This window comes from Streptomyces coeruleorubidus, assembly GCF_028885415.1.
In the GTDB taxonomy this organism is placed as follows: Bacteria; Actinomycetota; Actinomycetes; order Streptomycetales; family Streptomycetaceae; genus Streptomyces; species Streptomyces coeruleorubidus_A.
Map to the genome: position 1 here is coordinate 6,803,150 of NZ_CP118527.1, position 21,332 is coordinate 6,824,481.

Annotated in this window: 24 protein-coding genes; 19 read left to right on the forward strand and 5 right to left on the reverse strand. The window is 69.2% G+C overall.

The features are described from left to right. Positions 1–633, reverse strand: coding sequence for an AIM24 family protein (locus PV963_RS31805; protein WP_010048561.1), 633 nt, complete (start codon positions 631–633; stop codon positions 1–3). A gap of 184 nt (positions 634–817) precedes the next feature. Here PV963_RS31805 and PV963_RS31810 point away from each other — a divergent pair, with 184 nt between their 5' ends. From PV963_RS31810 to PV963_RS31850, 9 genes are all read left to right on the forward strand, one after another. After that, positions 818–1,162 (forward strand): DUF3817 domain-containing protein, encoded by a 345-nt coding sequence (locus tag PV963_RS31810; RefSeq protein ID WP_274819677.1) that lies wholly within the window; start codon positions 818–820, stop codon positions 1,160–1,162. Next, positions 1,159–1,452, forward strand: coding sequence for an MTH1187 family thiamine-binding protein (locus PV963_RS31815; RefSeq protein WP_274819679.1), 294 nt, complete (start codon positions 1,159–1,161; stop codon positions 1,450–1,452). The genes PV963_RS31810 and PV963_RS31815 overlap by 4 nt, the downstream gene beginning before the upstream one ends. Before the next feature lie 230 nt (positions 1,453–1,682). After that, on the forward strand, positions 1,683–2,801 hold the full coding sequence (locus PV963_RS31820; RefSeq protein WP_274819681.1) for a SchA/CurD-like domain-containing protein: 1,119 nt from the start codon (positions 1,683–1,685) through the stop codon (positions 2,799–2,801). 74 nt (positions 2,802–2,875) lie between these two features. Further along, entirely contained in the window at positions 2,876–3,340 is a 465-nt protein-coding gene (locus PV963_RS31825) for a cupin domain-containing protein (RefSeq protein ID WP_274819682.1), read from the forward strand. After that, entirely contained in the window at positions 3,337–4,605 is a 1,269-nt protein-coding gene (locus PV963_RS31830; protein ID WP_274819683.1) for a beta-ketoacyl-[acyl-carrier-protein] synthase family protein, read from the forward strand. Before PV963_RS31825 ends, PV963_RS31830 begins: the two co-directional genes overlap by 4 nt. Then, positions 4,602–5,852 carry a ketosynthase chain-length factor gene (locus PV963_RS31835; protein ID WP_274819684.1) on the forward strand — a complete coding sequence of 417 codons (1,251 nt, stop codon included), beginning with the start codon at positions 4,602–4,604 and terminating at the stop codon, positions 5,850–5,852. Before PV963_RS31830 ends, PV963_RS31835 begins: the two co-directional genes overlap by 4 nt. Before the next feature lie 44 nt (positions 5,853–5,896). After that, complete coding sequence (locus PV963_RS31840; protein WP_274819686.1) at positions 5,897–6,154, forward strand: acyl carrier protein; 258 nt, start codon at positions 5,897–5,899, stop codon at positions 6,152–6,154. A gap of 1 nt (position 6,155) precedes the next feature. Further along, the gene (locus PV963_RS31845) at positions 6,156–6,635 is read left to right on the forward strand and encodes an SRPBCC family protein (protein ID WP_059418080.1); all 480 of its coding nucleotides are present in this window, start codon (positions 6,156–6,158) and stop codon (positions 6,633–6,635) included. 26 nt (positions 6,636–6,661) lie between these two features. Next, on the forward strand, positions 6,662–7,003 hold the full coding sequence (locus tag PV963_RS31850; protein WP_274819690.1) for a TcmI family type II polyketide cyclase: 342 nt from the start codon (positions 6,662–6,664) through the stop codon (positions 7,001–7,003). Positions 7,004–7,067: 64 nt separating this feature from the next. On the opposite strand, the gene PV963_RS31855 is transcribed toward PV963_RS31850, so the two are convergent. Beyond that, positions 7,068–8,051, reverse strand: coding sequence for an amidohydrolase family protein (locus PV963_RS31855; RefSeq protein WP_274819692.1), 984 nt, complete (start codon positions 8,049–8,051; stop codon positions 7,068–7,070). Between the two features lie 38 nt (positions 8,052–8,089). Beyond that, positions 8,090–9,733: an FAD-dependent oxidoreductase gene (locus PV963_RS31860; protein WP_274819694.1), complete on the reverse strand. Its 1,644-nt coding sequence runs from the start codon at positions 9,731–9,733 to the stop codon at positions 8,090–8,092. Between the two features lie 232 nt (positions 9,734–9,965). Between PV963_RS31860 and PV963_RS31865 the strand changes: the two genes are divergently transcribed. The 5 genes from PV963_RS31865 to PV963_RS31885 all read left to right on the forward strand — a co-directional run bounded on the left by PV963_RS31865 (position 9,966) and on the right by PV963_RS31885 (position 14,263). Continuing rightward, on the forward strand, positions 9,966–11,225 hold the full coding sequence (locus PV963_RS31865) for a cytochrome P450 family protein (RefSeq protein WP_274819695.1): 1,260 nt from the start codon (positions 9,966–9,968) through the stop codon (positions 11,223–11,225). Beyond that, positions 11,222–11,563 (forward strand): antibiotic biosynthesis monooxygenase family protein, encoded by a 342-nt coding sequence (locus tag PV963_RS31870; protein ID WP_274819697.1) that lies wholly within the window; start codon positions 11,222–11,224, stop codon positions 11,561–11,563. The genes PV963_RS31865 and PV963_RS31870 overlap by 4 nt, the downstream gene beginning before the upstream one ends. 32 nt (positions 11,564–11,595) lie before the next feature. Then, positions 11,596–12,105, forward strand: a complete 510-nt coding sequence (locus PV963_RS31875) for a MarR family winged helix-turn-helix transcriptional regulator (protein ID WP_274819699.1) — start codon at positions 11,596–11,598, stop codon at positions 12,103–12,105. Between the two features lie 43 nt (positions 12,106–12,148). Continuing rightward, positions 12,149–12,487, forward strand: a complete 339-nt coding sequence (locus tag PV963_RS31880; RefSeq protein WP_274819701.1) for a DUF3817 domain-containing protein — start codon at positions 12,149–12,151, stop codon at positions 12,485–12,487. 75 nt (positions 12,488–12,562) lie between these two features. Then, the gene (locus tag PV963_RS31885) at positions 12,563–14,263 is read left to right on the forward strand and encodes an acyl-CoA mutase large subunit family protein (protein ID WP_274819702.1); all 1,701 of its coding nucleotides are present in this window, start codon (positions 12,563–12,565) and stop codon (positions 14,261–14,263) included. A gap of 52 nt (positions 14,264–14,315) precedes the next feature. Here PV963_RS31885 and PV963_RS31890 read toward each other — a convergent pair whose 3' ends face one another. After that, on the reverse strand, positions 14,316–14,951 hold the full coding sequence (locus PV963_RS31890; protein WP_274819704.1) for a TetR/AcrR family transcriptional regulator: 636 nt from the start codon (positions 14,949–14,951) through the stop codon (positions 14,316–14,318). A gap of 279 nt (positions 14,952–15,230) precedes the next feature. On the opposite strand from PV963_RS31890, the gene PV963_RS31895 reads away from it, so the two are divergent. The 5 genes from PV963_RS31895 (at position 15,231) to PV963_RS31915 (ending at position 20,160) form a co-directional block, all read left to right on the forward strand. Beyond that, entirely contained in the window at positions 15,231–16,205 is a 975-nt protein-coding gene (locus PV963_RS31895) for a tetratricopeptide repeat protein (protein ID WP_274819706.1), read from the forward strand. A gap of 622 nt (positions 16,206–16,827) precedes the next feature. Continuing rightward, entirely contained in the window at positions 16,828–17,472 is a 645-nt protein-coding gene (locus PV963_RS31900) for a DUF6230 family protein (protein WP_274819708.1), read from the forward strand. 190 nt (positions 17,473–17,662) lie between these two features. Further along, a complete protein-coding gene (locus PV963_RS31905; RefSeq protein WP_274819710.1) occupies positions 17,663–18,247 on the forward strand; it encodes a DUF6114 domain-containing protein in 585 nt (194 codons plus the stop codon). Positions 18,248–18,338: 91 nt separating this feature from the next. Then, positions 18,339–19,565, forward strand: coding sequence for a hypothetical protein (locus PV963_RS31910; protein ID WP_274822175.1), 1,227 nt, complete (start codon positions 18,339–18,341; stop codon positions 19,563–19,565). 88 nt (positions 19,566–19,653) lie between these two features. Further along, positions 19,654–20,160 carry a hypothetical protein gene (locus PV963_RS31915; RefSeq protein WP_274819711.1) on the forward strand — a complete coding sequence of 169 codons (507 nt, stop codon included), beginning with the start codon at positions 19,654–19,656 and terminating at the stop codon, positions 20,158–20,160. Between the two features lie 59 nt (positions 20,161–20,219). Here the strand turns inward: PV963_RS31915 and PV963_RS31920 are convergent, their stop codons facing one another. Beyond that, positions 20,220–21,260 carry an IS630 family transposase gene (locus PV963_RS31920; RefSeq protein ID WP_274819713.1) on the reverse strand — a complete coding sequence of 347 codons (1,041 nt, stop codon included), beginning with the start codon at positions 21,258–21,260 and terminating at the stop codon, positions 20,220–20,222. Positions 21,261–21,332: the final 72 nt, after the last annotated feature.

A 21,332-nucleotide genomic window follows, 5' to 3' on the forward strand; every position in this document is an offset into this window, starting at 1 on the left:
TCACACGTCTCCCGCGATCGTGTTCCGCTCGCTCGGCTGCACGTACACCAGCCCGTCCCCCTCGAACCGCATCTGGAAGGCTTCGCCGCCGCCCTCCCCGAGCAGCGTGCGGAACGTCACACCGGACTGGAAGGACTGCCGCAGGTTCCCCTGGTGGGCGACGTAGGCGCCGGGGTCCACGGTCAGCGGATACTGCGGACTCACCCGCAACACCACCGCCGGGCCGTCCGACATGATCGCCGCCTGGCCGTGGCCCTCGACGGTCGTCGTGAACAGTCCGTTGCCCTGTGAGGCCCCGCGCAGGCCGGTGAACTCCGTCCCCGTGCGCAGCCCGCCGTCGGTCGCGAGCAGGTTGCTCGACTCCACGTAGAGCTTGTCGCCCTGGAGACCGACCAGGTTGATCTCGGAGGCGCGGTCCGCGAACCAGCAGGTGCCCCGCCCCTTCACCTCCATCAAGGTCATCTGCTCGCCGGTCAGCCGCCGGGTCACCATGCCTCGTATGCCCTCGCCGCCGCCGCTGAGCTTCTTGAAGGCCATCTCGCCGTCGTACGCGACCATCGAGCCGTTCTTCGCCTTCACGGCGTCTCCGGTCATGTCGACGGCGAGCACCTTGCTGCTCTGAAGTCGGAACATCGCCACGTACGCGAAGGTAGCCGCAGGCCGGGCACCACGGACAGGGCCTGTGGATGGAGAACGCCCCTGAGTACACCCCTAGGGGCCGGGCCCCGCGGCGGTTTGCCACAATGGGCGAGACCCTTGTGCGTGCGTTCACAAAGCGTCAGGCCCCAGCAAGACCGTCTCCCACCGAAGGTGACCCGTGGACCTCAAGACCGCCACCGCCATCCGCCGCCTCCGCCTGGTCTCGGCCCCCGAGGCGATCTCCTTCCTCCTCCTGCTGGTCTGCTCGGTGCTGAAGCGGACCACGGACTTCAATGCCGTGCCGGTGATGGGCATGGTGCACGGTGTCCTGTTCATCCTGTACGTGATCTTCTGGGCCGACGCGTGGAACCGGACGAAGTGGTCGGTGCAGACCGCCGCGGTGTACTTCGTGCTCTCGGTGCTGCCTGCCGGTGGGTTCTTCGCGGAGCGCAAGCTGCGGCGTGAGGCCGAGGACGCGGTCATCGCGTCCCGGGCGCGCCAGGAAGGGGCGGTGAAGGCATGATCGTCGCCTTCTCCGTGACGCCGCTGGGCGTCGGCGAGGACGTGGGGGAGTACGTCGCCGATGCCGTACGCGTGGTGCGCGAGTCGGGCCTGCCCAACCGGACCGACGCGATGTTCACCTCGATCGAAGGCGAGTGGGACCAGGTGATGGACGTCGTCAAGCGCGCCGTCGCCGCGGTCGAGCAGCGGGCTCCGCGTGTGTCCCTGGTCCTCAAGGCGGACATCCGTCCCGGAGTGACGGACGGGCTCACCTCCAAGACGGAGACGGTGGAGCGGCACCTCGCCGAGTAGGCCGCACGGACCACAGCCCCGGCTCGTGACGAGCCGGGGCTTTGCTGTGCCCATGGCGAGGCCCGATCCGCGCCGGAGCGGCACGACCTGTGCACCGGGCAGTTCCCTCTGATGACCCGTGCGGCTCGCGCAGTCCGACGCACCGACCCACGATGAGGGCTCAGGGCCGACCGCCGTCCCCCTGCCGGACACGGCGGCCGCCGTCTGCCCAGCGAAGGAAGGGCCTGCCGGTGAACACTTCGACATATACGTCCCAGTCGGCGTTCGACGGCTCCAGGCTGCGCGTCATCCTGCTCGTCGATCTCCACGAAGGCGCCCAGCAACGGTTCCTCGACGCGTACGAGTACATGCGCAACCGGGTCGCGTCGGTTCCCGGTCACCTCGGTGACCAGCTGTGCCAGTCCGTGGAGAACCCGTCCCAGTGGCTCATCACGAGCGAATGGGCGACTGCGCCGCCGTATCTCGCCTGGGTGAACAGTGAGGAGCACCTCGAGACCGTCAGGCCCATGCAGGACTGCGTCCGGGACATCCGGTCGACGCGTTACAGCGTCATCCGTGAGACCGGGCGTGCCCTCCCGCCCACCGCCGGGACCGCTGAGGAGGTCCGGGCCCCGGTGCGGGTGGGCGACGGAGTGACGCGCCATGCGCTGACGTTCACCGTCAAGCCCGGCTCCGAGTCGAAGGTCGCGGACATCCTCGCCGGATACGCGCCGCCCCAGGCCCGCGCCGACGACTCCACACGACTGCGCCGGACGACGCTGTTCATGCACGGCAACCGGGTCGTACGCACCGTCGAGGTGGAGGGCGATCTGCAGACGGCGCTGCGCCACGTCTCGCGTCAGCCGGAGGTGCGGGCCGTCGAGGAAGCCCTCAATCCACACCTGGAACAGAGCAGGGATCTGACCGACCCCGCGTCGGCACGGGCCTTCTTCATCCGCGCGGCCATGCCGGCCGTACACCATGTGGCGCGTGGCGGACCGGAGCCGGCCGGTCTGCGGCGTCACGCCCTGTACTACCCGGCCCGTGAGGGCTGCGGGATGGCGCTGGCACGGCTGCTCGCCCAGCAGGACGAGACCGCCGCGGCCGATCCCGCCGGCCCCGTGCACCGCAGCACCGTCTTCCACCGGGACGACCTGGTCGTCCGTCTCATCGACACGCGGGACCCCGAGACCGATCCGGTCAGGGCGCTCGGCATGCACGGCACGAGGAAGGCCGCCGTGCTGGCCCGCCTGCTCGACGGCGCCGCACTCGGCGTCGAGGGGCCGCTCTCCGACGACCGGGACGCCACCCGCCTCCTGGCGCACACCGACATGACGCTGATCACCGATCGCAGGGCTGCCCAGTCCTGACAGTCCATGGACGACACCCGCACATGGACGACACCGCCCCTGGAACACCCCACAGACCGATCTGGAGACGGACCATGCACAAGACGCGCCCGCGCATCGTGGACCTCAGCGAGACCGAGCCCAACCGCAAGCGTGGCGGCGACCTGCGCACCCTGCTCACGCCCCTCACGGTGGGTTCCACGAGCGGGTTCATGGGCCTGGCCATCATGCAGCCGGGTGAACGCATCAGCGAGCACTACCACCCGTACTCGGAGGAGTTCGTCTACGTCGTCCAGGGCGAGCTGGAAGTCGACCTGGACGACGTGACACACCCGATCCGCGCCGACCAGGGCCTCATGATCCCCATCGGCATGCGCCACCGCTTCCGCAACATCGGTGATGCCGAAGCCCGGATGGTCTTCCACCTGGGCCCGCTGGCCCCGAAGCCGAGCATGGGTCACGTCGACACGGAGCCCGTGGAGGGGAACACGAGCGGTGAAACGTACCCGGCCGTGCAGGGGGACGGCGCGCAGTCCGAGCGACGCGGGGTGCCCTCGTGACCCGGCGGGTGGCGGTCACCGGCATCGGTGTCGTCGCCCCGGGCGGAATCGGGGTGCCGGCCTTCTGGGACCTCCTCTCCGGCGGCCGTACCGCGACGCGCGGCATCACACTGTTCGATCCCGAGGGGCTGCGGTCACGTATCGCGGCCGAGTGCGACTTCGACCCGCTCGCGCACGGGCTCGATTCCGACCTGGTCGAACGCGCCGACCGGTACATACAGTTCGCCCTCGTCGCCGCGGCGGAGGCGGTGGCCGACTGCGGCATCGAGTTCGGCGCCGAGGACCCGTGGCGCGTGGCCGTCTCGCTCGGCAGCGCCGTGGGCGGCACGACCCGCCTGGAGCACGACTACGTCCTGGTCAGTGAGCGAGGGCAGCGCTGGGACGTCGACCACCGCGCCGCCGGCCCGCAACTGCACCGGGCCTTCTCGCCCAGCACCCTGGCGTCCGACGTCGCCGAGTACTTCGGCGCCCAGGGGCCGGTGCAGACCGTGTCGACCGGCTGCACCTCCGGACTCGACGCGGTGGGCTACGGCTTCCACACGATCGAGGACGGCCGCGCCGACATCTGCATCGCCGGAGCGTCCGACTCCCCGATCTCCCCGATCACCATGGCCTGCTTCGACGCCATCAGGGCGACGTCGCCGAACAACGACGACCCGGCGCACGCCTCCCGGCCCTTCGACGCCCACCGCGACGGATTCGTCATGGGAGAGGGCTCCGCCGTGCTCGTCCTGGAGGAGCTCGAACACGCCCGTGCCCGCGGCGCGCACGTCTACTGCGAGCTCCGCGGCTACGCCACCTTCGGCAACGCGTACCACATGACCGGACTGACCAGCGAGGGCCTGGAGATGGCCAGGGCCATCGACACCGCGCTCGGACAGGCCCGGCTGGATCCCTCACTCATCGACTACGTCAACGCGCACGGCTCGGGCACCCGCCAGAACGACCGTCACGAGACCGCCGCGGTCAAGCGGTCCCTGGGCGCCCACGCCTATGACACGCCCATGAGTTCGATCAAGTCCATGGTGGGCCACTCGCTCGGCGCGATCGGCGCGATCGAGGTCGTCGCCTGCGTGCTGGCCCTGGCCCACCAGGTGGTCCCGCCGACGGCGAACTACGAGACCCCGGACCCCGAGTGCGACCTGGACTACGTGCCGCGCACCGCGCGGCAGCGCAAGCTCGCCAACGTGCTGTCCGTGGGCAGCGGCTTCGGCGGGTTCCAGTCCGCAGTGCTTCTGACGGGGCCGACCGGGAGGAAACGATGAGTGCTCAGCCGAACCGTCGCACCGCCATCACCGGAATCGGTGTGGTCGCGCCCAACGGCCTGCAAACCGAGACCTACTGGAAGTCCGTCAAGGAGGGCCTGTCCGTACTCGACCGGATCACCCGGGAGGGATGCGGGCATCTTCCGCTCCGCGTCGCCGGCGAGGTCCGGGGATTCGACCCCACAGCACTCATCGAGGAGACCTTCCTCGTCCAGACCGACCGCTTCAGCCACTTCGCGATGGCCGCCGCCGGCGCGGCCCTGAAGGACGCGGGACTGAGCGACGCAGCCGCCGACTCCCCGTACTCCGTCGGTGTGGTCACCGCTGCCGGATCCGGTGGCGGTGAGTTCGGCCAGCGGGAGCTGCAGAAGCTGTGGGGACAGGGGTCCCGTTTCGTGGGTCCCTACCAGTCCATCGCATGGTTCTACGCGGCCAGCACGGGCCAGATATCGATCCGCAGCGGCTTCAAGGGCCCCTGCGGGGTGGTCGCGAGCGACGAGGCCGGCGGCCTGGACGCCGTCGCGCACGCCGCCCGGACCGTGGGGCGGGGAACCGACGTGGTCGTGGTCGGGGCTGCCGAAGCGCCGCTGGCTCCGTACTCGATGGTCTGTCAGCTCGGATACCCGGAACTCAGCACGGTCGAGGACCCGGCGCGGGCCTATCGCCCCTTCACCTCCGCGGCCTGCGGCTTCGTCCCGGCCGAGGGCGGTGCCGTGCTGGTCGCCGAGGACCTGGACCGCGCCCGCCGGCGCGGTGCGGACGTCCGCGCCACCGTGGCGGGCCATGCGGCCACGTTCACCGGCGCCTCGCGCTGGGACCGCTCGCGGGAGGGACTCGCCCACGCCATCCGCGGGGCCCTCGACGAGGCAGGCTGCGCACCGGAGGAGATCGACGTGGTCTTCGCCGACGCGATGGGTGTCCCGGAGGCGGACCGCGCCGAGGCCCTCGCCCTCGCCGACGCCCTTGGCCCGCACGGCACCCGCGTGCCCGTCACGGCCCCCAAGACCGGCATCGGGCGGTCCTACTGCGGGGCACCCCTGCTGGACGTCGCGGCCGCGGTGATGGCCATGGAAGAAGGGCGGATCCCGCCCACGCCCAACGTCTTCGACATCTGCCACGACATCGACCTGGTGACGTCGACGGCGCGCCCGGCCGAGCTGAGCACGGCCCTGATCCTCAGCCGTGGACTCATGGGCTCCAACGCGGCGCTGGTACTGCGCCGCGACCCGGGACCGGCCGCCCGGTGAAGCCCACAGCACCCGTACGACCCCGTACGACAAGGAGAACGCGCATGAACAGTGAAGTGACCCTCGAAGAGCTGGCCGCACTGATGAAGAAGGCCGCCGGCGTCACCGTCGACCCGCACGACCTCGAAGCCCGGGTCGACACACCCTTCGCCGAGTTCGGGCTGGACTCACTCGGCCTCCTCGGCATCGTGGGCGAGCTGGAGAACCGGCACGCCCGGGCGCTCCCCACCGACGCGGAGAAGTGCAAGACCCCCCGCGACTTCCTCGACCTCGTCAACAGCACGCTCATGACAGGAGCCTGAGATGGCAGGGCACACCGAGAACGAGATCACCATCGCCGCGCCCCTCGACCTCGTCTGGGACATGACGAACGACATCGAGAGATGGCCGCAGCTGTTCAGCGAGTACGCGGCCGCCGAGGTGCTGTCCCGGCAGGGCGACACGGTCACCTTCCGCCTGACCATGCACCCCGACGAGAACGGCAAGGTGTGGAGCTGGGTGTCGGAACGGACCACCGACCGCGACAAGCTCACCGTCACGGCACGCCGGGTCGAACCCGGTCCGTTCGAGTACATGAACATCCGGTGGGAGTACGAGGAGACCCCCGACGGCACCCGGATGCACTGGACCCAGGACTTCGCCATGCGGCCGGACGCGCCGGTCGACGACGCCGGGATGACGGACATCATCAACCGCAACTCGCCCGTCCAGATGGCCCTCATCCGCGACCGCATCGAGCAGGCCGCCGGCGAGCGGCGGACCTCCCCCGTCACGCCCGCCTGAACGGCGCCGCCGCGTAAGGAGACCCCATGCACCACGCCCTGATCGTCGCCCGGATGGCCCCGAATTCGGCTCCGGACATCGCCGAGGTCTTCGCGGCCTCCGACCGCGGCGACCTGCCCCGCCTCGTCGGGGTGACCCAGCGTTCCCTCTTCCAGTTCGGCGATGTGTACATGCACTTCATCGAGGCCGAGCAGGACCCGGGCCCCGCCATCGCGCGCGTGGCCGGGCACCCCGAGTTCCGCGACATCAGCAGCAAGCTCGAGGCGTACGTCAGCCCGTACGACCCGCAGACCTGGCGCGGTCCGAAGGACGCGATGGCGCAGTGCTTCTACCACTGGGAGAGAGACACGGCCCCGGCCACCCGGTGACGCCGACGAGAGAAGGCCGCCGCCCGTGAGGGCGGCGGCCTTCTCTCGTGCGTGCGGCCAGGAGCTAGGAGGAGCGGGCCAGTACCGGCAGCAGACGCAGGGCGTTCTCCCGGTTGATGCCCCTGAGCTGCTCCGGCGAGAGGAAGGGATCGCCGTCCAGGGCGGGTACCGCGACATCGGCGACGACCTGGGCGGGGGTGGGCGGCCAGTCCGTGCCGAAGAGGACACGGCTGGGATCCACCGTGGCCAGCAGAGTGGGCGTGGCGGAGTCGGACATGGGGCCCGCGGTGTCGAAGTAGAACCGGTGCAGGTAGTCACGGACCCTGCCCGGCTCGATCGCGGGGGTGAGGTGCCCGCCGAAGAGATCGAGCCGAGTGGCCATGTACGGAAGGAAGCCTCCTCCGTGGGGAAGGACGAAGCTGAGATTCGGATAGCGGTCCAGGGTGCCGTTCCGGATCAGGTTGATGGCCGCGCGTGTGGTGTCCATGAGGAAGTCGCACACGAAGGGCGGCATCCCCGGCAGTCCGGGACTGCCGTCCTTTCCGGCCGGCACTTCCATGGGGTGCGTGCTGACGACGGCGGACCGGTCGTTCAGCTCCTGCAGGAGGCGGTCGTGGGTGGCGTCACCGAGGTAGACACCGTCCATGCTCGTTCTCGTGCTCACCCCGACGGCCCCGAGCTCGTCGAGTCCGTAGCGCAGGCTCCACTGCGAGAGCTCCAGGTCGTCCAGGAACACAGGAGTGAAGAAGGCGAAGCGCGCGGGATGGTCCTCGACGACATCGGCCGCCGCCCGCAGGGCGATCCGCGCGCTCTCCTGGCGCTCCGCGCGCTCGCGGAACCGTCCGAGCATCGCGACGGTCATGACGGCGGTGCTGATGCCCGTCTTGTCCATGACCCCCAGAGCCGCGTCCAGGTCCCAGCGTGTCCACCAGGGCAGCCGTTCGCGGTTGATGACACCGCGTTCTTCCGCCCAGTCCAGCCAGGCTGGCGCGGTGAAATGGTGGTGGACGTCCACTCGGCCCGCGACGGGGCCGTCTTCGTATGGCATCGGCATGTCCTCGGCGTGGTCGTTTCGGTGGGTGGTGCTCAGCCGCGGCAGAGCACGGTCTGCAGCACGTCCGTCAGCACACGATCGGCAGACGGCGGGTGGGTGTGCGCACGCCATGCGACGAAACCGTCCGGGCGTACGAGGACGGCACCGTCGTCGGCGGTGCCGTGCAGCGCCGCCCAGTCGGCATCCGGCTCGGGAACAAGGTCGTGATCAGGGCCGTCTCCCACGAGATACACCTCGACCGGAACGCCCAGGTGCTCGCGGGCCCGCTCCGCCGCGCGGCGCCACTCGTGGCCTTCGGCCCCGGCGAGCACGACGAAGGAACGCTCGTACAGATCGAGAGTCGAGATCCTGGCGCCTCCTGCCCTGACCCACATATGGGGGGCGCGGCTCCCCGGCTCTCCGTCGATCCGGAAGGTTTCCGGGACGACCGGCCGCTGAGGGGAGGCGCCCACCACAGCGTTCGACGCGTACCGGTAGCAGAGCGCGACCGTCATGAGATCCGCCGCGTCGTTGTTGCGTCCCGCTGCCGCACTGAATGCGGGGTGCTGCTCCTCGGCCGCCTGCCGGGAGGCCCGCGCGCTCGTAGCGACAGCGACGGGCCGCCGTTCGCACTCGTAGGTGTCGAGCAGCGGCAGGCCGGCCCAGCCGCGGAGTACCGCGGCGAGTTTCCAGGCGAGATTGTGGGCGTCCTGGATCCCGGTGTTGGAGCCGAACGCCCCGTTGGGCGGCATTTCATGAACCGCGTCACCGGCCAGAAAGACCCGGCCCTGCCCGTAGCTGTCCGCGACTCGCTTGGAAGCGTGCCAGGGCGCCTTTCCCGTGATCTCTACATCAATGTCCGGAACACCGACGGCCGCGCGAATATGTGCCGCGCAGCGCTCGTCTCCGAAGTCCTCCAGGGATTCGCCCTGATCAGCGGACCAAGGAATATGGATGACCCACCGTTCCTCGTTGTCCACGGGCAGCAGGGCGCCTTCCCCCTGTGGATCGGTGGTGTAGCAGACGATGAAGCGCTTCGGCCCGACGTATTCCTTGAGGGTCTTGCTCCGGAACGTGACACTGATGTTGTGGAACAGGGCACCGGGTCCGGTCTGGCCGATTCCCAGACGTTTGCGAACGGGGCTTCTCGGGCCGTCGGCGGCCACCAGGAAATCAGCTTTCACCGTATAGGTCTCACCGGTGTCCCGGCGCATGACCTGCGCCTGGACTCCCTCTTCGTCCTGCGTGAAGGAAAGCAGTTCCGTACCGAATCGGATGTCTCCGCCCTGGCGGGCGCGGTTCAGCAGGACCGGCTCCAGATCGTTCTGGCTGCACAGGCACCAGTTCGAGGAGCTGACCCGAGAGACATCCATGCCTGCGGCAATGTCCTGAACGATCCAGCGGCGCTGGTCCCCGACGAGGGTGTCCACCTGGAGTACGCCGTCGTTCCCGGCGAGAGCGAAGGCGGCCTCCCGTACGCTCTGCTCGAGCCCTGCGGCCCGGAAGATCTCCATGGTGCGCACGTTGTTCCCGCGGCCACGTGGGTGAGTCGATGTCTCGGCATGCCGCTCCACGAGCATGTGCTCGATTCCGAGACGCCCCAGGAACACGGAGGTGGAAAGCCCCACCAGGGATCCGCCTACGATGAGAACTGGTACTGATTCCACTCCGCGTCCGCTCACTGGTTTCCTCGTCATCCGGCGACTGCCCAGTCCGGGAACGGTGGACTGGCCCGTCCATGATGTTTACCAAGCAGGACTTACGCCCGCGATCCGGGGCGTCCCGGGGTGCGCCGACCGGGTAACGGGAGGAATTTCTGCACGCATCCTGCGGCGCGCGAACTCATATGGCCCAGCAGCGTTTGCGGCACAGTGCCGGCCGGGAAATCGTGTGACCGACCGACGGAACTCTCGACCCCCGGGACCAGCCATGACGCAAGCGTTCGCATCCGAGGAAATGTCGTCCGAAGAGGCCGCCGCCGCGGCCTCGGCCTGCAGCCGGGAGTTTCGCGCCAACCCGCATCCCGTTTACGCCGCGCTCAGGGCGAAAGCACCCGTGTGCCCGCTGACGCCCCCTCACGGGGTCGACACGTATCTCATCACCCGGTACGACGACGCCCGTGCCGCCTTGGCCGATCCTCGGCTGAGCAAGGACATGTACGGCGCCATCGACGCCTACCACCGCATCTTCGGCGACTCGTCGATCGCCCTGGACGACAACATGCTGTTCTCGGATCCTCCGAAGCACACCAGGCTCCGCAGGATCGTCGGCACCACCTTCACCCCCAAGAGGGTGGAGTCGCTGCGTCCGAAGGTCCAGAAGATCGCTGACGAACTGCTGGACCGCTGCCCGGCGTCGGAACCCGTGAACCTCCTCCAGGAATTCTGCTTCCCGCTGCCGCTGCACGTGATCTGTGAGCTCCTCGGCGTTCCGGAGAACGAGCGCAGGCAAGCCCAGGAATGGTCCGCGACCGTCGCTCAGACCGGCTTCGGGCCGGAGGCGCGAAAGGCGCTGGAAATCGCCGAGGGAAACCTGCGCGACTATCTGGTGGACCTGATCGCGCGGAAGCGGAAGGAGCCGGACGGAGCTCTGCTCAGCGCACTCGTCACGGCGCAGGACGAGGACGGCGCGCTCACCGACCACGAGCTCGTCTCCACCGCGTGGGTGCTGCTTTTCGCGGGCCACAAGTCGACCGCGTACCAGGTCGGCAACGGCGTCTACCACCTGCTCTGCCAGCCGGAGCAGAAGCGCCTGGCCTTCCGGGACCCGGGGGCGACGGCCGCGGCCGTCGAAGAGATCTTCCGGTTCGAGACCTCGGTGGAGAACTCGACGTTCCGCTACGCGACGGAAGACATCAAGATGCGCGACACACTCATCCCCAAGGGTGCGCTCGTGCAGATCTCGCTCACGGCGGCCAACCGGGACCCGGAGATGTTCCCCGACCCGGACCGCATGGACGTCGAGCGCCCGAACGTCCAGGCGACGCACCTCGCATTCGGCCTCGGCCCGCACTACTGCATCGGCGCGCCTCTGGCACGTCTGGAGATGCAGATCGCCCTCACCACGCTCTTCGGGCGCCACCCCGGCATGACCCTGGTCGGGGAGCCGGAGAACGTGCGCTGGCTGACCGTGCCGTTCCCCGCCTTCCGGGGGCTCGCGGAGCTCCCCGTCATTCTCGACCCGTCGTGACTCAGGAGGCGCCGGCGCGGGTGCGAGTGGTTCGCCTGCTGCGCGTCCGGGAGGGAAGAGAAGCAGATTTCGTGGACGCCTACCAAGGCGTACGTGACGGCGCCATGCGGTTTCCCGGACATCTGCGCGAACAGCTCTGCCGCTCCGTCGACGATCCCGGTCGATGGCTGCTCACCAGTGAGTGGGAAAGCCTCGAAGCCGTCAAACGCTGGCGCACCGACCCTGATCACACCACCCTGGTCAGGCCGATGAACGCCTGTCTGCATGACGACCGGTGGACCGGGGTCTTCGAGATCATGCCCGAGGGCCCTGGTGACCGAAGGCCGAGACAGGGCTGACCACCATGTGACCGGCCGGTAAGGTCGGGTACGTGCCGAAGCCGCTCAGTCTCTCCTTCGATCCGATCGCGCGCGCCGACGAACGCTGGAAGCAGCGCTGGGGAAACGTGCCGTCCATGGCCGCGATCACCTCGATCATGCGCGCCCAGCAGATCCTGCTCGCCGAGGTCGACGCGGTGGTCAAGCCGTACGGGCTGACGTTCGCGCGCTACGAGGCGCTGGTGCTGCTCACCTTCTCCAAGTCCGGCGAGCTGCCGATGTCCAAGATCGGCGAGCGGCTCATGGTGCACCCCACCTCCGTGACGAACACCGTGGACCGGCTCGTGAAGTCGGGGCTCGTGGCCAAGCGGCCCAATCCCAACGACGGGCGCGGCACCCTCGCCAGCATCACCGCCAAGGGCCGCGAGGTGGTCGAGGCGGCCACCCGCGACCTGATGGCGATGGACTTCGGGCTCGGGGTGTACGACGCGGAGGAGTGCGCCGAGATCTTCGCGATGCTGCGGCCGCTGCGGATCGCCGCGGGGGACTTCGAGGAGGGGTGACCCGGGACAAGATCTCCCGGAACGGGTCGTTACGCTCGACGGCATGAAAAAGAGCGTGCTGACCCGCTATCGCGTGATGGCCTACGTCACCGGCGTACTGCTGGTCCTGCTGACCCTCGGCATGATCGGCAAGTACGTGCTCGACCTGAACGGCGCCGCCGACTTCACGCGCGTCGTCAGCATCGCCCACGGCTGGCTGTACGTCGTGTACCTGGTCTTCGCCTTCGACCTGGGCTCCAAGGCGAAGTGGCCGGTGGGCAAGCAGCTGTGGGTGCTGCTCGCCGGGACCATTCCGACGGCCGCGTTCTTCGTGGAGCGCAGGATCAGCCACGAGCTCGCCGCCAGGGTCGCGGAGGACTCGCCCGCGACCGCCAAGGCGTAACCGAGACCGCCGTACGGACGAACGTACGGCGGTCTGCCATCGACATTTACTTGGACGTCCTAGTAAATTCGAGGTATGGACGCTGACGCCATAGAGGAAGGCCGCCGTCGCTGGCAGGCCCGGTACGACGCCGCGCGCAAGCGCGGCGCGGACTTCACTACGCTCTCCGGCGATCCCGTGGAGCCGGTGTACGGACCCCGGCCCGGCGACAGGTACGAGGGGTTCGAGCGGATCGGCTGGCCAGGGGAGTACCCCTTCACCCGCGGCCTGTACGCGACCGGCTACCGAGGGCGTACGTGGACCATCCGGCAGTTCGCCGGGTTCGGCAACGCCGAGCAGACCAACGAGCGCTACAAGATGATCCTCCGCAACGGCGGCGGCGGGCTCTCGGTCGCCTTCGACATGCCGACGCTCATGGGCCGCGACTCCGACGACCCGCGCTCGCTGGGCGAGGTCGGGCACTGCGGGGTCGCGATCGACTCGGCGGCCGACATGGAGGTCCTGTTCAAGGACATCCCGCTGGGTGACGTGACGACGTCCATGACCATCAGCGGACCGGCCGTGCCCGTCTTCTGCATGTACCTGGTCGCCGCCGAACGGCAGGGCGTCGACCCGTCCGTCCTGAACGGCACGCTCCAGACGGACATCTTCAAGGAGTACATCGCCCAGAAGGAGTGGCTCTTCCAGCCCGAGCCGCATCTGCGGCTCATCGGCGACCTGATGGAGCACTGCGCGGCCGGCATCCCCGCGTACAAGCCGCTGTCCGTCTCCGGCTACCACATCCGCGAGGCCGGGTCGACGGCCGCGCAGGAGCTGGCGTACACGCTGGCGGACGGCTTCGGGTACGTGGAACTGGGGCTGTCGCGGGGTCTGGACGTCGACGTCTTCGCGCCCGGCCTCTCCTTCTTCTTCGACGCGCACGTCGACTTCTTCGAGGAGATCGCGAAGTTCCGGGCGGCCCGGCGGATCTGGGCCCGCTGGATGCGGGACGTGTACGGGGCGAAGTCGGAGAAGGCGCAGTGGCTGCGCTTCCACACCCAGACGGCGGGCGTCTCCCTCACGGCGCAGCAGCCGTACAACAACGTCGTACGGACGGCCGTGGAGGCGCTCGCGGCCGTGCTCGGCGGGACGAACTCGCTGCACACCAACGCCCTCGACGAGACCCTCGCGCTGCCGAGCGAGCAGGCGGCGGAGATCGCGCTGCGCACGCAGCAGGTGCTGATGGAGGAGACCGGGGTCGCCAACGTGGCCGATCCGCTGGGCGGTTCCTGGTACGTCGAGCAGCTGACGGACCGGATCGAGGCCGACGCCGAGAAGATCTTCGAGCAGATAAGGGAGCGGGGGCTGCGGACGCATCCCGACGGGCAGCACCCGATCGGGCCGATCACCTCCGGGATCCTGCAGGGCATCGAGGACGGCTGGTTCACCGGGGAGATCGCCGAGTCGGCGTTCCGGTACCAGCAGGCGCTGGAGAAGGGCGACAAGAAGGTCGTCGGGGTGAACGTCCACACCGGGTCGGTGACCGGGGATCTGGAGATCCTGCGGGTCGGCCACGAGGTGGAGCGGGACCAGGTGCGGGTGCTCGCGGAGCGGAAGGCCGGGCGTGACGACGCGCGGGTCCGTGCGGCACTCGACGGCATGATCGCCGCGGCGCGGTCGGACGCGAACATGATCGAGCCGATGCTCGAGGCGGTACGGGCCGAGGCGACGCTCGGCGAGATCTGCGGGGTGCTGCGGGACGAGTGGGGGGTGTACACCGAGCCCGCGGGCTTCTGAGTACCTCCTGCGTCCGCCGGCGGGGTTCGGCGCCTGCACGGACGGGCGCGGCTCAGCCGGCGGCCGTGTGCGCGGCTTCCGGAGCCAGTCCCCGGAGCAGCACCAGGGTGAAGCCGCGTACCCACTCCTCGTCCACCGGCTCCCCGCTCACCAGCGTGCGGTGCACCACCGCCCCCGCCACCATGTCGAAGATCAGGTCTGCTGTGCGGGAGGCTTCGGCGGGGTCCGGTTCGGGTGGGAGTTCGCCTCGTGCCTGGGCTCGGGATCTGCCCTCCAGGACCAGGCGTTTTTGGCGGTCGACCACCGACTCGCGGATGCGTTCGCGCAGGGCGTCGTCGCGGGTGGCCTCCGCGACCACTGCCATCAGGCCGCTTTTCGCCTCCGGGCGGTCCAGGATCGTGGCGAACTGGAGGACGACGCCCTCGATGTCGGCGGCCAGTGAGCCGCTGTCCGGGAGCGCCAGTTCGTCGAAGAGTTCCGCGACCGCGTCGACGACCAGTTCGTTCTTGCCGGCCCAGCGGCGGTACAGCGTCGTCTTCGCAACCCCGGCGCGGGTCGCGACGTCTCCCAGGGTGAGCTTGGACCAGCCCAGTTCGACCAGCGCCGCCCGTGTCGCGGCCAGGATCGCGGCGTCCGCCGTTGCGCTGCGCGGGCGCCCGGTGCGGCTGGCTGGGCTGCGGCTGTGCATGTCCTGACCATAAACCGGCGGTTCCTGCGCGGCCGTGAGGGAGATCACCCGGGGGTGGTGTTCCGGCGGGTCGACGTGGCATTACGCTACGTCTCGTAGCGAAAGCCCGTGAGGGACGTACACGGGCTTCGGCGACATGGCGTGGGGTGGGGACCCGGCGCTGACGGGCACCCGACCGGCCAGGCTTGGGCATCCGGCCGGCCTGGTTTCGGGCATCCGATCGGCCCGGCTTTTCCACCGGTTTTCACACGCGCGCGCAGTACGGGGGAGGATAGACGCATGCAGCCACGGAACATGTCCATGAGCGGAGTCGTCGACCTCGCCGCGGTGAAGGCGGCCCAGGAGGCCAAGGCGAAGGCGGAGCAGGCGCGTGCGCAAGCCGCCCGGGAGGGCGGTGCGGGGGCGATCTCCCCGGCCGATCTCGTCATCGACGTCGACGAGGCGGGGTTCGAGAGGGAGGTCCTGCAGCGGTCCGCCGAGGTCCCCGTCGTCATCGACTTCTGGGCCGAGTGGTGTCAGCCCTGCAAGCAGCTGAGCCCGGTCCTGGAGCGGCTGGCCGTCGAGTACAACGGCCGTTTCCTGCTTGCCAAGATCGACGTCGACGCCAACCAGATGCTGATGCAGCAGTTCGGCATCCAGGGGATCCCCGCGGTGTTCGCGGTCGTCGCGGGGCAGGCACTGCCGCTCTTCCAGGGGGCCGCGGGCGAGGCGCAGATCCGGCAGACCCTGGACCAGCTGGTGCAGGTCGCCGAGCAGCGCTTCGGCCTGACCGGTCTCGTCGTCGACCCCGAAGCCGAGCCGGGCGGCGCCCAGCCGGCTCCCGAGCGGCCGGCCGGTCCGTACGACGCCCTCCTCGAAGCCGCCGTGCAGGCGCTGGACTCCGGTGACCTGAGCGGCGCCGTCCAGGCCTACAAGAACGTGCTGAGCGAGGACCCGGGCAACGAGGAGGCCAAACTGGGCCTCGCCCAGGCCGAGTTGCTCCAGCGCGTGCAGGGCGTCGACCCGCAGCAGGTGCGCAGGGAGGCGGCCGAGAAGCCGGCCGACGTGCAGGCGCAGATCGCCGCCGCCGACCTGGATCTGGTGGGCGGCCATGTGGAGGACGCCTTCGGCCGCCTCATCGAGACCGTGGGGCGTACGGTGGGTGACGACCGGGACACCGTACGGATGCGGCTGCTGGAGCTGTTCGAGGTGGTCGGACCCGAGGATCCGCGTGTGATCGCGGCCCGTAGGGCCCTGGCTCGGGCCCTGTTCTGACCAGTCGTTAAACACGCGGGCCTGTGGTGCCCACGTGAAAGATTTGCTGACAGAGCGTCACAGCGGCCGCACTTTGCCAAAACTTGGTAATCGCGGCCGCTGTTACTGCGAGTAAGTCGTGAGCGTTGATCTGTCGGTTTCTGTCCAGCGATCAACAGCTTTGTACCGCCGTCCGGCAGCACCCTGTGTCGTCGTCCGAGACCACGGGGTCGTTGTTCGGTTATCCCGCCGTTACTAGTCAGTAACGAACCCCCTTGTGCGGGCGGCCAGAATGGACCACGATCGGCCACGCTCGGTCCATTCCCGTACCCCGGCAGCCGGTTGGGTCGCGGGACGTCCTGGGTCCCCACCGAGCAGAGCCGGCGGCAGTGGCGCCGGCTCTTGGACAGGGGGGTCTTCGCCCACTGGGCGAAGCCTGTCCAGCAGGGTTGTGCGTGATGCGTGTCAGGCGCGACCAGTGGTTGTCGCTCGGGGGTGATCGCCGGTGATTCGGGCGCGAGTTGCGCCGCCGAGTGCAGGCGCTCTCCTTCCCGAGGACGTAGCACTTCTCCCATCCCTGCCCGGCTGAGCCGCGATCCGGGGCGAGCCAGGACAGGAGATGTACGTCCGAGAAGGAGGAAATATGGAGTCCCAGGTGCGTGGCGGGACCAGATGGAAGCGGTTCGCTGTGGTGATGGTGCCCAGCGTCACCGCCGCGGCATGTGTGGGTGTCGGACTCGCGCAGGGGGCGCTGGCCGCTTCGTTCAGCGTGTCCGGTCAGCAGTTCAAGGTGAAGGCCTCTCACCTGCACGGTGAGGGTTTCGCCCAGTACGGCGGGATCGACTCCGTCTACACGAAGACCGACGGCAAGGAAAAGACACAGGTTCCCGTCGCGATCTCGTCGTTCGACGACGCGACGATCACCAAGATGTGTCAGTCGGTCGCGACGCCGATCCCCCTCATAGGCAAGACGGTCTACCTCCGTCTTGAGGCGGGGAACAACCCCAAGAAGCCGGTCACGGCCGAGAACCTCTACATCGATGTCGCCCAGCTCGATGCCGATGCGAAGTTCAAGAACATCGACATCGGTGTGGCGGTCCAGGACAAGACGCGTGGCCCGGAGGTCAAGGACACGAAGACCACGCTGGCGGGCGGCTTCGCCCAGCAGGCCGAGTCGGCTGACCTCACCAACGTCGAGCAGACGGCGTGGGCGACCACGGCCGGTACGTTCACGCTCAACGGCCTGTCGATGCGTCTCGGCACGAACAAGGACATGGAGTGCTTCTGACAGCCTCCGTGTCACGGGTGCCGCGGGGCGGCTGAGCCGTCTCGAAGGGGCGGGGAAGCCACGGTTTCCCCGCCCCGCGGGCCCGGCCCGGCCGTCCGCCGGGCACCTTCACAGACCCACACCTTCCGGCTACTGAACGCCTACTTCCGAGCCGGTACGTACCTCCACCGGACCGAGGGAGCTGTTTTCCATGAGTGCCGAGACTCCGGTCCAGAGCGCCGGGACCTTCACCCGGCTGCGTCGGCGATTCCGTGACTGGCGGGGCACCCGGCCGTTCTGGGCAGGCCTGTTGACCATCCTCGGCGGGGTGCCGATCGCCTACTTCCCCTACGCCACCCTGAAGTTGGGGACCATGTCGCTCACCATGGCGACCACCGCGGGGGCCGGCTCCCTCATCATCGGGGTCCTGCTGATCACGCTGGGTCTGACCATGTGGTTCCAGCAGGCGACGCGGGTCTTCGCCGGTGTCGCGTCGATCATCCTCGCTCTGGTGTCGCTGGTGGTCTCCAACATCGGGGGCTTCATCATCGGCTTCCTGCTGGCGATGCTCGGCGGCGCGCTCGCCGTGTCCTGGGCGCCCGGCAAGGCGGAGGGCGCCGAGGGCGGACGGCACAAGTCCGGTCGCGGACCGGCCGGAGAGGGCGCCGTGGAACCCACGCCCCAGGGCGCCAGCGATGAGCCGGGCCCGCCGCACACCCCGTACGAGACCGGCGACGGTGGTCCGGATGACGGCGTCCGGTCCGAGGCCCGCAACGGGGGGTACCGTGTCGGCTGACGCCCGCGACCAGTTTCCCGGGACCCAGGACCGGCCGAGAACGGGGCCACGTCACGCGGCCCCCAAGAAGCCGCTGTTCACCCGGTTCCAGATGCCGGCCGGCAAGGCGATAGCCATGGCGGCGATGCCCACCGCGGTCCTCATGGGCATGGGATTCACCCCGACGCTCGCCCTCGCCGACGACCAGCCCTCGACGTCGAACAGCCTGAAGGCCGACGAGTACAAGGACTGCGTCGCGGCGCTGGAGAACGGCAAGGACAAGGACGGCGCCTCCCCGTCGCCCTCGGCGAGCGGCAGCGAGGACGACGGCAAGAAGGACGAGAACACGTCCGAGCCGACTCCCTCGGCGCCCGCGGGCGGCTCGGACGCGGACAAGGACCCTGCGGACTCGTCCGGTTCGTCGGATTCAGGTTCCGACGACACGGGCGGAAAGACCGAGCCCACGCCGACCCCTTCGCCCTCCTCAGGCACCTCGGGCGGGGACGACGCGGCAACGCCGAGCCCGTCGCCGTCCCAGAGCGACCGCAACGTGCTGGAGGACATCGGCGACGCGATCGGCGGCATCTTCAACGGCGGCAAGTCCACCGCGAGCCCGAGCCCGACGCCGTCCGCGTCGGCCTCGCCGTCCGGGGACACGGCCAAGCCGGAGGACACGAGCAAGGACGACGCGTCCGACACCGACAAGGTCACCGACACGGCGAAGGACACCGTGAAGGACACGGCCGGTACGGCGTCGAAGACGGCCGAGGACACCACCGAGGCCGCCGAGAAGGCGGCCGAGGACGCGGCCGGGAAGGCCACCGCCTCCCCCAGCCCGTCCGCGAGCCCCTCCGTGGACCCCGAGGACTGCCCGGCCGCCACGGACGCCGAGGGCGGCGTCGACAACCAGATCCTCGTGCCCGACGACCCCTGGTACCTGGAGGCCAGCTCGCTGACCCTGAAGGGTGCCGACTACCAGGGCATCGTGCAGGTGCGGACGGCGAGCGGCGCTACGAAGAAGGTCCTGAAGTACGTCATCAACGACGGCACCGACATCGGGGACCTGCACCAGCTCGTCAAGGACAAGCAGTCCGGCAAGACCCACCACGTCCAGGCGGCGAAGGGCTCGACGTCCACGATCACCGACGGCAAGACGGTGATGTACACGGAGAAGATCTCGGGCAACCTGCTCGGGCTGATCCCGGTCACCTTCGACCCGGAGCACCCGCCGCCCCTGAACATCCCGCTCATCTACTTCACCAAGGTGAAGGTCACCCAGGCCGGCCAGTTCGGCGGCACGCTGACCGTGCCGGGGCTGCACCAGTACGTCACGGACTGACGTACCCGACGGACTCGAGGGCGTCCCCTGGTCACCAGGGGGCGCCCTCTCGCGGTGGTATGGGACGCGTGTGGGGGATGATCGAGGCATGACCATCGTGGACGTGCTGACGGAGTTCGCCGAGTCCGGCGGAATCGGCGTTCTCAAACCGGGGGCCCCTCTCGCCGACGTGTCCGAGCGGCTGGGGCCGCCTCGGGACGGGGAGCACTTCCCGGGCCGGAGGCGGAAGAGAGGCGAGCCGTGTCACGTGCGCTACGGCGACGTACGTCTCGAGATCTGCTGCGACGTCCTCCGGGCGGTGGCGCTGAGTACCGGGACCGGCTCCGTCGACCTTCCGGGAGGCGTGCCGGGCGAGACGGAGGAAACGCCCTCGGAGGTGACCGCCGCGCAGCTGCGCCAGGCGTTCTCCGCGGCCGGGATACGTGCCGAGGAAAGCCCCTGGCCCGAGCCGGCGGACCAGGTCACACTCGTGGTGCGTCATGCCCCGGCGGACGTGCACTTCACCTTCCGCCGGACCGACGCGGACGAGGCCGAGGGCAGCGGTGCGGTCCTGCACAGCGCGATCGCCCGGGACACCCACCACGTCTGCCGCTGAGGCGACGGCGGGGGGGCGGTCCGCACCGCGGACCGGCCCCCTTCAGCTCTGCGTCGGTGCTAGTGTCCTGCGCCGGAGATCCGTCGGCAGAAGCGGGCGAGGGAGTCGAGGATCTCTTCGGCTGTCTTGGTCCAGATGAAGGGCTTGGGGTCTTCGTTCCAGTTCTTGACCCATGCGCGGATGTCAGCTTCGAGGGCCTGCACGTTCTTGTGTGCGCCGCGGCGGATCTTCTGGTCGGCGAGGAAACCGAACCACCGCTCGACCTGGTTGATCCAGGAGGAACCGGTCGGGGTGAAGTGCATGTGGAAGCGAGGGTGTTTGGCGAGCCACGTCTTGACCGCCGGGGTCTTGTGGGTGCCGTAGTCGTCGCAGATCAAGTGGATCTGCAGATGCGCCGGAACCTCCTTGTCGATCCTGACCAGGAACTTCTTGAACTCCACTGCCCGGTGCCGGCGGTGCAGGGCGCTGATGACCTCGCCGGTGGCGACATCGAACGCGGCGAACAAGGTGGTCAGGCCGTTGCGCACGGAGTCGTGAGTGCGCCGTTCGGGCATGCCCGGCATTATCGGCAGCACCGGCTGGGACCGGTCCAGGGCCTGGATCTGCGACTTCTCATCCACACACAGCACAACCGCGCCCTCGGGCGGGTTGAAGTAGAGGCCGACGACGTCGTAGACCTTCTCCACGAACAGCGGGTCCGTCGACAGCTTGAACGTGTCCGCCAGATGCGGCTTGAGCTGGAACTTCCGCCAGATCCGGCCCACGGTCGACTTCGACAGGCCGCTGCGGTCCGCCATCGACCTGCGCGACCAGTGGGTGGCGTTCTTCGGGAGTTGTTCCAGCGTGGTGACCACGACGGCTTCCACCTGGTCGACGCTGATGGTGGGCGGTCGGCCCGGCCGGGGCTCGTCCACCAGCCCGTCCAGCCGGTGGGCGAGGAATCGCCGCCGCCACTTGCGGACTGTGTCCGCGGTGACCCGCAGGTCCCGAGCAACCGCCACGATCGGCGGCACCTCCGGCCCCGCGCACGCCAGCACAATCCGCGCGCGCAGAGCCAGGGCCTGGGCAGACGTGGCCCGACGCGTCCACCGCTCCAACATCGCCCGCTCCTCAGCGGACAGCAGCAACGGTTCCAGCTTCGGACCCCGACGAGGAACTGACGCACCAGCAGC

Excerpts from the sequence above, each read along its gene's own strand:
- PV963_RS31920 (WP_274819713.1), bottom strand. The coding sequence starts at position 21,260 with ATGTTGGAGCGGTGGACGCGTCGGGCCACGTCTGCCCAGGCCCTGGCT.
- PV963_RS31915 (WP_274819711.1), top strand. The coding sequence starts at position 19,654 with ATGACCATCGTGGACGTGCTGACGGAGTTCGCCGAGTCCGGCGGAATC.
- PV963_RS31850 (WP_274819690.1), top strand. The coding sequence starts at position 6,662 with ATGCACCACGCCCTGATCGTCGCCCGGATGGCCCCGAATTCGGCTCCG.
- PV963_RS31890 (WP_274819704.1), bottom strand. The coding sequence starts at position 14,951 with ATGCACAGCCGCAGCCCAGCCAGCCGCACCGGGCGCCCGCGCAGCGCA.
- PV963_RS31855 (WP_274819692.1), bottom strand. The coding sequence starts at position 8,051 with ATGCCATACGAAGACGGCCCCGTCGCGGGCCGAGTGGACGTCCACCAC.
- PV963_RS31835 (WP_274819684.1), top strand. The coding sequence starts at position 4,602 with ATGAGTGCTCAGCCGAACCGTCGCACCGCCATCACCGGAATCGGTGTG.
- PV963_RS31825 (WP_274819682.1), top strand. The coding sequence starts at position 2,876 with ATGCACAAGACGCGCCCGCGCATCGTGGACCTCAGCGAGACCGAGCCC.
- PV963_RS31885 (WP_274819702.1), top strand. The coding sequence starts at position 12,563 with ATGGACGCTGACGCCATAGAGGAAGGCCGCCGTCGCTGGCAGGCCCGG.
- PV963_RS31895 (WP_274819706.1), top strand. The coding sequence starts at position 15,231 with ATGCAGCCACGGAACATGTCCATGAGCGGAGTCGTCGACCTCGCCGCG.
- PV963_RS31880 (WP_274819701.1), top strand. The coding sequence starts at position 12,149 with ATGAAAAAGAGCGTGCTGACCCGCTATCGCGTGATGGCCTACGTCACC.
- PV963_RS31900 (WP_274819708.1), top strand. The coding sequence starts at position 16,828 with ATGGAGTCCCAGGTGCGTGGCGGGACCAGATGGAAGCGGTTCGCTGTG.
- PV963_RS31865 (WP_274819695.1), top strand. The coding sequence starts at position 9,966 with ATGACGCAAGCGTTCGCATCCGAGGAAATGTCGTCCGAAGAGGCCGCC.
- PV963_RS31845 (WP_059418080.1), top strand. The coding sequence starts at position 6,156 with ATGGCAGGGCACACCGAGAACGAGATCACCATCGCCGCGCCCCTCGAC.
- PV963_RS31840 (WP_274819686.1), top strand. The coding sequence starts at position 5,897 with ATGAACAGTGAAGTGACCCTCGAAGAGCTGGCCGCACTGATGAAGAAG.
- PV963_RS31905 (WP_274819710.1), top strand. The coding sequence starts at position 17,663 with ATGAGTGCCGAGACTCCGGTCCAGAGCGCCGGGACCTTCACCCGGCTG.
- PV963_RS31860 (WP_274819694.1), bottom strand. The coding sequence starts at position 9,733 with ATGACGAGGAAACCAGTGAGCGGACGCGGAGTGGAATCAGTACCAGTT.
- PV963_RS31910 (WP_274822175.1), top strand. The coding sequence starts at position 18,339 with ATGCCGGCCGGCAAGGCGATAGCCATGGCGGCGATGCCCACCGCGGTC.
- PV963_RS31805 (WP_010048561.1), bottom strand. The coding sequence starts at position 633 with ATGTTCCGACTTCAGAGCAGCAAGGTGCTCGCCGTCGACATGACCGGA.
- PV963_RS31815 (WP_274819679.1), top strand. The coding sequence starts at position 1,159 with ATGATCGTCGCCTTCTCCGTGACGCCGCTGGGCGTCGGCGAGGACGTG.